General features: G+C 29.9%; 1 protein-coding gene. It reads left to right on the top strand.

Features of this window, described 5'->3' with window-relative positions; genetic code table 11:
* Window positions 1–583: DUF3978 family protein (locus KVT34_RS29105; protein WP_254635226.1), on the top strand; the 583-nt coding region annotated here is incomplete at its 5' end.
* Window positions 584–985 lie beyond the last annotated feature (402 nt).

Below are 985 nucleotides of genomic sequence, written 5' to 3'. Positions count from 1 at the left end.
CTTATTTTATAAAAAATACCTTGAGAGATTTTTGAGAGAAACGTTTGATACATTAATGAATAGAAATAAATCCTATTTAAAGTATTATCCCATTTCACAAAACTATTTTCTTACTATCTATATTAAGGAGAACAAAATGAGCACTCACACTAATCAAGACATTACGCTTACAAACATTGAATCCATTTCCGACAGAACCAATTTTAATTTATATTTACAAGAATCCAATGCTTTCAATCCTAACCTTATAAAATGCACCATGTTAGAATTTATCGTCACAAAAGACAGTGTAAAGATTTACATAAAGCATACGCCAAATTGCGATTCTGACACTTATACGATCAAAGAGTACATGATTCCAAGCTCAGCATTCCATTACGTTTTCCCAACCATTCATGAAAATAACGAAGAAATTTCCGTACACATGCAATGTTTTGGTATACATGGTGAACTACTCGTTGCTGAAAAACTATTTATCCATCAAAACAATCATTTAAGTTCTAAATTACGTACATTTTTCGAAACACTGAACAGCAATATACATAACGCCCTACACCCATTAAAAAAATCCCCTATCAAGTAATCTTACGCTGGATAGGGGATTTTTTAATACTTTAATTTTACGAAAGAAGCTGAGTTATTTCTTTTTCCCTAACTCCTCGCGAAACAGTTTACGCTTCAATATATGTCCAATAAATGAACAATTAAAATAAGAAGAATTTTTCAAAAAGATTCCGATTCATTTTGTTTTATTTATCTCATCATTCTTTGTACAATAAAGTAAGAAGTTACTTTTCAACCACATAACCTACTAAAAACATCTTTCCTCAAAACATTTAATTATCATCTACATGTTTCAAGCTTAAATGTAAACAACCTTCCACCTATGACTATACTGACTCATTTACAACTAAATTTTCTACTCTATCATTGCCAAACTGCTTCATCATCTCAATTGAGAATAAATATTAAATAAAGTGGTAGA

The sequence above is a fragment of the Paenibacillus sp. GbtcB18 genome (assembly GCF_019091125.1).
Taxonomy (GTDB): domain Bacteria; phylum Bacillota; class Bacilli; order Paenibacillales; family NBRC-103111; genus Paenibacillus_F; species Paenibacillus_F chitinolyticus.
Note: the sequence above shows the minus strand (reverse complement) of the source record. Positions and strands in the feature narration are given on the sequence as shown.